General features: G+C 68.7%; 5 protein-coding genes. 2 read left to right on the top strand and 3 right to left on the bottom strand.

The window, feature by feature from the left end:
* Positions 1-347 precede the first annotated feature (347 nt).
* Positions 348-1,103 (top strand): integrase core domain-containing protein, encoded by a 756-nt coding sequence (locus tag ACZ38L_RS37875; protein ID WP_465702394.1) that lies wholly within the window; start codon positions 348-350, stop codon positions 1,101-1,103.
* 138 nt (positions 1,104-1,241) lie between these two features.
* Here ACZ38L_RS37875 and ACZ38L_RS37870 read toward each other — a convergent pair whose 3' ends face one another.
* From ACZ38L_RS37870 to ACZ38L_RS37860, 3 genes are all read right to left on the bottom strand, one after another.
* Entirely contained in the window at positions 1,242-3,281 is a 2,040-nt protein-coding gene (locus ACZ38L_RS37870) for an NACHT domain-containing protein (protein WP_465702390.1), read from the bottom strand.
* Between the two features lie 50 nt (positions 3,282-3,331).
* Entirely contained in the window at positions 3,332-3,757 is a 426-nt protein-coding gene (locus tag ACZ38L_RS37865) for a hypothetical protein (protein ID WP_465702386.1), read from the bottom strand.
* 121 nt (positions 3,758-3,878) lie between these two features.
* Positions 3,879-5,162 carry a DUF6801 domain-containing protein gene (locus ACZ38L_RS37860; protein WP_465702382.1) on the bottom strand — a complete coding sequence of 428 codons (1,284 nt, stop codon included), beginning with the start codon at positions 5,160-5,162 and terminating at the stop codon, positions 3,879-3,881.
* A gap of 1,013 nt (positions 5,163-6,175) precedes the next feature.
* Between ACZ38L_RS37860 and ACZ38L_RS37855 the strand changes: the two genes are divergently transcribed.
* The coding region (locus ACZ38L_RS37855) for a hypothetical protein (RefSeq protein ID WP_465702380.1) at positions 6,176-6,463 on the top strand (288 nt) is incomplete at its 3' end.

Here is a 6,463-nt window from a genome sequence, read left to right as displayed (position 1 = left end):
AACACCCGCACCGCCCCGTGGTCCAGATCCCGCCACCGGCGCCGGCCGCGTCCCCGGTCGTACCAGGGGGCCGGGCGCCGGCACAGCCCGCACCGTCCACGCGGCCGCGCGTCAGGCCGTACCGACGCGACTACACACTGTTCCGATTCGTCCCAGCGCACCGCCTCGACCACGGTGTTTTCCACCATCAGGGTGCGCTTCCATATGCTGAAGGCAGGCACGCCGTCTCTCTGCTTGATCAAACTTGGGCTTCGACACCTCAAGGATCACAGAGGACGGCGTGTTTCACGTCCAGCCGCAGGTCAGCGCACCCACACATACGGCAGGAGAGCCCCAAACCCGAGGCATTGCGCGCCCTGGTGGTGCGCCTGGCCCGTGAGAACGACACCTGGGGGTATCGCCGGATCCACGGCGAACTGCACACCTTGGGCTGGAAGGTCGCAGCCTCCACCGTCTGGGAGATCTTGAAGAAGGCCGGCATCGATCCGGCGCCCCAGCGCGCCGACCGCTCCTGGTCCCGGTTCCTTACCGTCCAGGCCCAGGGGATCCTCGCCGTCGACGTCCTCCACGTGGACACCGTCCTCCTCAGGCGGCTGTTCGTCCTGTTCTTCATCGAGCACGGCACCCGACGAGTGCACATCGCCGGCGTCACCCGCAACGTCACCTCCGAGTGGGCCACCCAGCAGGCCCGCAACCTGCTGATGACCCTGGACGACCTGCGCACTACCGGAATCCGGTACCTGATCCGCGACAACGCCGGCTACTTCACCGAGGCCTTCGACGCGGTCTTCAACGCCGTCGGCACCCGCGTGGTGCCCATCCTGCCCGGCGTGCCCCGGATGAACGCGATCGCCGAGTGCTGGGTCGGATCCTGCAGGCGCGAGGCCACCGACCGCGTCCTGATCACCGGAGAGCGGCACCTGCGCCTCGTCATCGACGAGTACGCGACCCATCACAACGAACACCGGCCACACCGATCACTGGGACAACGCTGCCCTGACGATACCGGCACACCTGAACCGCCCGCCGCCGATGACCAATCGCGTGTCATCCGGCGCGACCGCCTTGGCGGTCTCATCCACGAATACGCGCAGGTCGCATAGGGTGACACGGTTTTCGGCACGCGCACGCAGCTACCTCGACAGGCAGGCCCGCGCTGAACATCCGATCAGGGTTCATCAGGGCTGTCCGGACACAGGAGTCGCTGGCGAAGCTGCGGAGGTCTGCCCGAACTGACCCGTTCAGGCCGCGGTCAAGCGGGGGTGCCGGCCGCCGCGTTCCTGGTGGACCTCGCACAGGCGGTCCCGGAGCCGCGCGTGGCGGAACTGGTAGACCGCGCCGACCCGGCGCAGGACGCCCCTGTCGTAGGCGTCGTCCAGGAAGGCGTTCAGGTTCCTCGGCAGCCGTCCCATCAGGGGCAGCCAGATCCGGGCCAGGACCACCCAGCGCCCCCAGGCGGTCATGGTGCCGACCCCGAGCGCGACCATGGTCCCGGACACCAGCGCGGCCGAAATCGCGGACACGATTCCGTACAAGAGCCCCCAGATGATCGCGTACCCCGACCCGATCACCAGCCCGATGATGAGCAACTGGGTGAGCACAGTCCTGCGGTTGGTGTGCAGCAGGATCGCCGGGAGCTCGTTCTTCTCTCTCGGGATGACCGTCTCGAACCCGGCTCCGAGCACGGCGACGAGCCCGATCCCGAGCCCGGTGAGAGCACCGAGCCCGAGTTGCTCTGCCGCCGCCAGCGCGATCACCAGCCCGGAGTAGCCCTCGGACGTCAGCAGGACCGAGCTGCCGACCGCCCAGAGGGCGCCGAACAGAAGGCCGCCGGCGAGACCGCCCCTGACTCTGGGGAAGAAGCTCTTGCGCAGCTTCCTCACCGTTTCGTGCCAGGGCTGGCCCCGGAACCTGACCTCCATCAGCGATGGCTCGAACGTCGGACCGCCGACCTTCAGTTTCGTGGCGAAACCGTGCATGAGCCCGAAGGTCAGACCCAGCACAAGTCCGTTCGCCGGGCCGACGATGACCGCTGTCATGAGTCCGTCCGCGAGCCCGGCCAGAAGCCCGGTCTCCAGCCCGTAGCCGAGCCCGGCCACCAGGCCGCACGCGATACCAACCGTGATCCCGACCAGCAGCATGACCGTGCGCAGCTTCATGCTGGTGCCCAGCCGCCACCACTCGATGTCCTGTGTCCTGAGCTCCGTCAGGTGGGTCGCGAGGTAGCCGAGCCAGTGCCGGGCGAGCTTCGGGTCCCACTGTCGTGGCACGGGGGCGGCATGCCGAGTGCGGGGTACCCGCGAGTACGCGGTGGCGACGAAGGCGTCCAGGAGGTGTTTCTGCAGGGCCCGTCGCGTGCCGAACTTCCCGCTGTCCAGCAGTTCGGATGGATCACCGTCGGATTCGTAGATGAACCGGGCCATGGTGACCATGAGCGGGGTGGTCAGGACGGCGGCGAGCCGCGCGCAGTCGGGTTCGCTGGGGTGGCGGCGCAGCTCGTCCAGGACGTGCTCCCAGCCGGTCCCGGCGGCCGCCGTGGTGGCCTCCAGGTAGTCCATGGCGGAGTCGGGGGTCAGGTCGGTCAGTTCGGCACCGGCGGCGGAGAGCTTGACCTTGATCCTTCGCTGCACGGCCTGGAACTTGGCGCGGCGACTGGTCACCAGCAGCGGCAGGGTGGTGGCGTTCAGGCTCCTCAGCGCGGGTCCGCGAAGGTCGTCGGCGATCTCGTCGAACCCGTCCAGGACCGGCAGGATGCGCTTGGCGTCGACCAGCGCCGCAGCCCAGGTCGAGTCGTTGGGTCCGGCCTCGGCCAGATAGGGCTGGTCCCGCTCCAACTGACTGATCAGCCAGTCCTGCAGCAGGGTCCGCTCGGGATTCCACGAGCCAAGACTGAAGATTACCGGCACCGGTGCCCGGTCGGTACCGGTACGGTCCTCCAGCAGGGCCCGCGCGAAGAGCATGGCCAGGCTGGTCTTCCCCGAGCCTGCCCGGCCCAGTACCAACAGCCAGCCGGCCTTCGCCGCCAGGATCTTGTCCAGCTCGCGCGCCAGGTACTGCACGGCGGAGTCCGTCGTCCCGCCCAGCGGGCCGGTTGCCTCGTCGGACAGCGGCCGCCAGGGTACTGGTAGCGCAATGGGATCGAGGATCCGCTGCTGGGCCAGTTCGCCCTTAAGCCGGCCACCGATCTGGTTCGCGAGCTGGTCGGCCTTGTCGGCCAATGCCTCCTCGAAGGGCCTGGCCATGGGGTAGTAGTTGTTCTGGACATTGTTGCTGCCGATCATGATTGCGGTGTTGAAAACGGTGTCCCGTTCACCGCCAGGCTCCGCGTTGGTCACTGGGACCCGAAGTGGTTGTCCTGTCGGTTGTTGTTGCCGTTCATAATCGCAATCGGCCCGCTGAAGGTGTTCCCGCTCACGTTGTTTCCGCCGAGCCCCGGGCCGACGGGCGCGCCGGCTGCCTGGAGCTGGTTCACGGCCTGCCGCAGTGCCTCGGCGAACTCGGTGTCGTGCGCGGCCACGTACCTCAACGCCAGCTCCAGCTGTTCCCGGGTCTCCGTGGTCGGCTCTGCCAGACCGGAGTCAGCCTCCTGCATCACGCTCCCCAGTGCCGGCTCAGAGCCCAACCGGGAGACCACCACCTCGTGCAGGCGGTCCATCCCGGCGTCCAGCGCCGAATCGACCTCCGTGTCCGCCCGGCGAGCCACCCGCCGTCCTTTGCGTACGGCCCACGCGAAGAGATATCCGACTACCAGCTCCATACCCACTACGTTCGCCCCCTCTGCAGGACATGTTCGCCAGTGCGCCAACCGTAGCTGTAAGCGCCCGGACGCGTGGCGCAAAGCTGAAAACCACCAGCGGCAGGCGAACAGGAAGTCGGTCTCAGTCGAGGGAGTCCCTCTGTCGCATCGCGCCGGTCCCGGTGCTCCCGGTGGCCACGGGCTCGCTCACATGACCGTACGTGAGTGGCACTTTGCGAAGGTGGCGTTTGCTGCGCCAGGCACTGAGGATGGCTGCGGTGATGCCGGCGGCGATCAGGACAGCGGCGATCAGGAGCGGGTACGGGAAGTGCTCGTGCCTGGCCGACAGGAGGACGGAGGCGCTATTGAGCGGGGCAGCACCGCTCGGTTTGGAACTCGGTGTAGTGGCTGACGCGGTCGCATTGCCGGGAGTTGGCGGTGCCGTGGTGGGCGCGGCCGATCCTGACGAACTCGGTCCGCTCGTTACGCCCGACGGAACCACTCCACCTGATCCGCCACTCGTGCCGATTCCGCCGCCTGCAGCCGATCCACCGCTGGTGCCCGATCCACCGCTGGTGCCCGACCCACCGCTGGTGCCCGACCCACCGCTCGTGCCTGAGCCACCGCTCGTGCCTGAGCCACCGCTCGTGCCTGAGCCACCGCTCGTGCCTGAGCCGCTAGTCGTGCCCGATCCGCCCGACGACGACCCGGTCTTGGTGCCCGAGGGCGTGGCGGTCGGGGTGCCGGGGTTCCCGCCGCCGCCCGTCGACCCGGAGGAGGGCGCTGGCGTCGGCGGGGGCGGCTCCATCACCGCGACGGACTGGAGGACGTTGTCCTGCCCGGAGTTCGGCGAGCAGGACCCGTCAATCGTGCCCAGGGCGGCACCACTCGCCGTCCTCGGGGTGACCTGCGCAGTGAAACTCCCGATGGTGACCGTCGCCTGACCTGCCTGGCTGAGCGTCACGGAGGGCGCGGCGCCGGTCGCCGTAAGCGGGAACGAGCCGGACGCCGGGATCGCGGTCCTGGCAATGGACATGGTGATGTCCTCCGGAACGTTGCCCTGCGGTGCCACCACCGTGCCGTGTCCGACCACCGTTCCGTCCACGCTGGTGGCACCGATGAAGGCCGCGGCCTGCGCGAAGCTCGCGTCCACCATCGCCGTCCCGCGGATGGTGAACCGCGGACTGGGCTGGCCCACCACCATCGAGGTGGGGACGTCCGCGTCGATCGTGATGTCCGCGGCAGCGCCGATCACCCCGGATGAGCACGAGTAGTGCAGCGTGCGCGAGACAGGGGCAGCGGCGGAGGATCCGACGTCGAGCACCGCCTCCACGCCGATGGCAGCCACGACCGTCGCCGTCACCCCGAGGACGGCCCGTGCCCCGAACCGTCCCGCGCGACGTCCTTTGCCGAGCGTAATATTCATGATCACTCCCCGGTGACGGCCCCCGATTCCCCTCGATGCCAACCAGTATGGCGACCGGTCATAAACGGATGGTTGCAGCCAACGCGACGTACTGCGCAAGTTGCTGACGGATGCACAGATATTCCCATTACTGACTTCGACGCTTCGGGGTGATGGACCAGTGCTTCACCAACGGGCCGTCACTGCGATCGGACGCTCCCTCGATCTGCCGCCACCGTCACCCTGAAGTGCCGAGGTCAGTAGCAGCGGGTCCTGCGGAGACGCCGCCGAGGGCCACCCCGGCCGTCCTGCGGTCACCGGCCGCCTATCGCGTTGCCGCGGTGATCGTCATGAACGCGCGGGGAGCGGAGGTGGCTTCCGGCACGCCGCGGACGACGTCGCCATGCTGGAGATCGCCGCGTCGATCGCGCCCGCACCGGGTCAACCTTCGACACGCGTTTGGGGTACTGTCCACCGACGACCGGAAGCTGGCCATTGCAGCGCGATCCGAAGCTGCCAGGCTGCCTCCCATCGGCCGTGCGGCCGACCGTTCCTGACGCGCGCCGCGCGGGTCACCGACATGGCCGGAACGGCGAAGGGACCGCCGCCGGCCGGGTAACCAAGGTGGGCCGGTGCGCGTGCGCTGCAGAACCTCCCGGCCCGGGGCCCGATGTGCCATGGATCGCCGTGGCTCACCCAAATTTGGGTGAGCCATCCCAGCAGACGCCCCCTATGTTCTCGCCCACTGCGGTCCGTTGGTGCCCGTTCGGGAAGACCGCTGTCGCCTTGTCCGACGTAGCCGAGCTGGCAACCGCACGGGTCGCGCATGCTGCGCCGCATCCCGAGCGGGCCCGGAACGACGAAGGGCCCGCCGCCGGCTGGGGAGCCGGGCGCGGGCCCTGGAATGGCTGGGTGAAGGAGTCGGCGGGGCGGAAGCGGCAGCGTCAGGTCCGCGGTGTCGCGATGGTGACGTCCACCGCGGGGCCCAGTCGACGTACCGTTCGGATCAAGTCGGGCAGTTGCGGGTTCGCAGGGTGCCGGGAGAGCAGGTCGACCTCGTCGAGGAAGACGACGTACCCGCCCTCAGCGACGGCGAACGGATCGGCCTTGCGGCGCTTGATCTCGAAGACGGCGCGCGTGAGCTGGCGGGTGAACTGCTCGGCCGGAGCGTCGGCAGACAGTGCTGCCTTCCCGCGGGTCGGCCTGGCGACAACCAGCTGATCCAGCCTCAGAGTGCGGTTCGCGCCGTAATGCCGGGTTTGGCGTCGCTCGATGGGGTGACATTGGGGCATCTCTGCCGGTCAGGCATTCGAGATTCGCTT

The sequence above is a fragment of the Kitasatospora sp. NPDC024654 genome (assembly GCF_055559155.1).
Note: the sequence above shows the minus strand (reverse complement) of the source record. Positions and strands in the feature narration are given on the sequence as shown.

Bases quoted from the DNA above. Each gene is read 5' to 3' on its own strand.
- ACZ38L_RS37860 (WP_465702382.1), bottom strand. From the start codon at position 5,162: ATGAATATTACGCTCGGCAAAGGACGTCGCGCGGGACGGTTCGGGGCA.
- ACZ38L_RS37870 (WP_465702390.1), bottom strand. From the start codon at position 3,281: ATGATCGGCAGCAACAATGTCCAGAACAACTACTACCCCATGGCCAGG.
- ACZ38L_RS37865 (WP_465702386.1), bottom strand. From the start codon at position 3,757: ATGGAGCTGGTAGTCGGATATCTCTTCGCGTGGGCCGTACGCAAAGGA.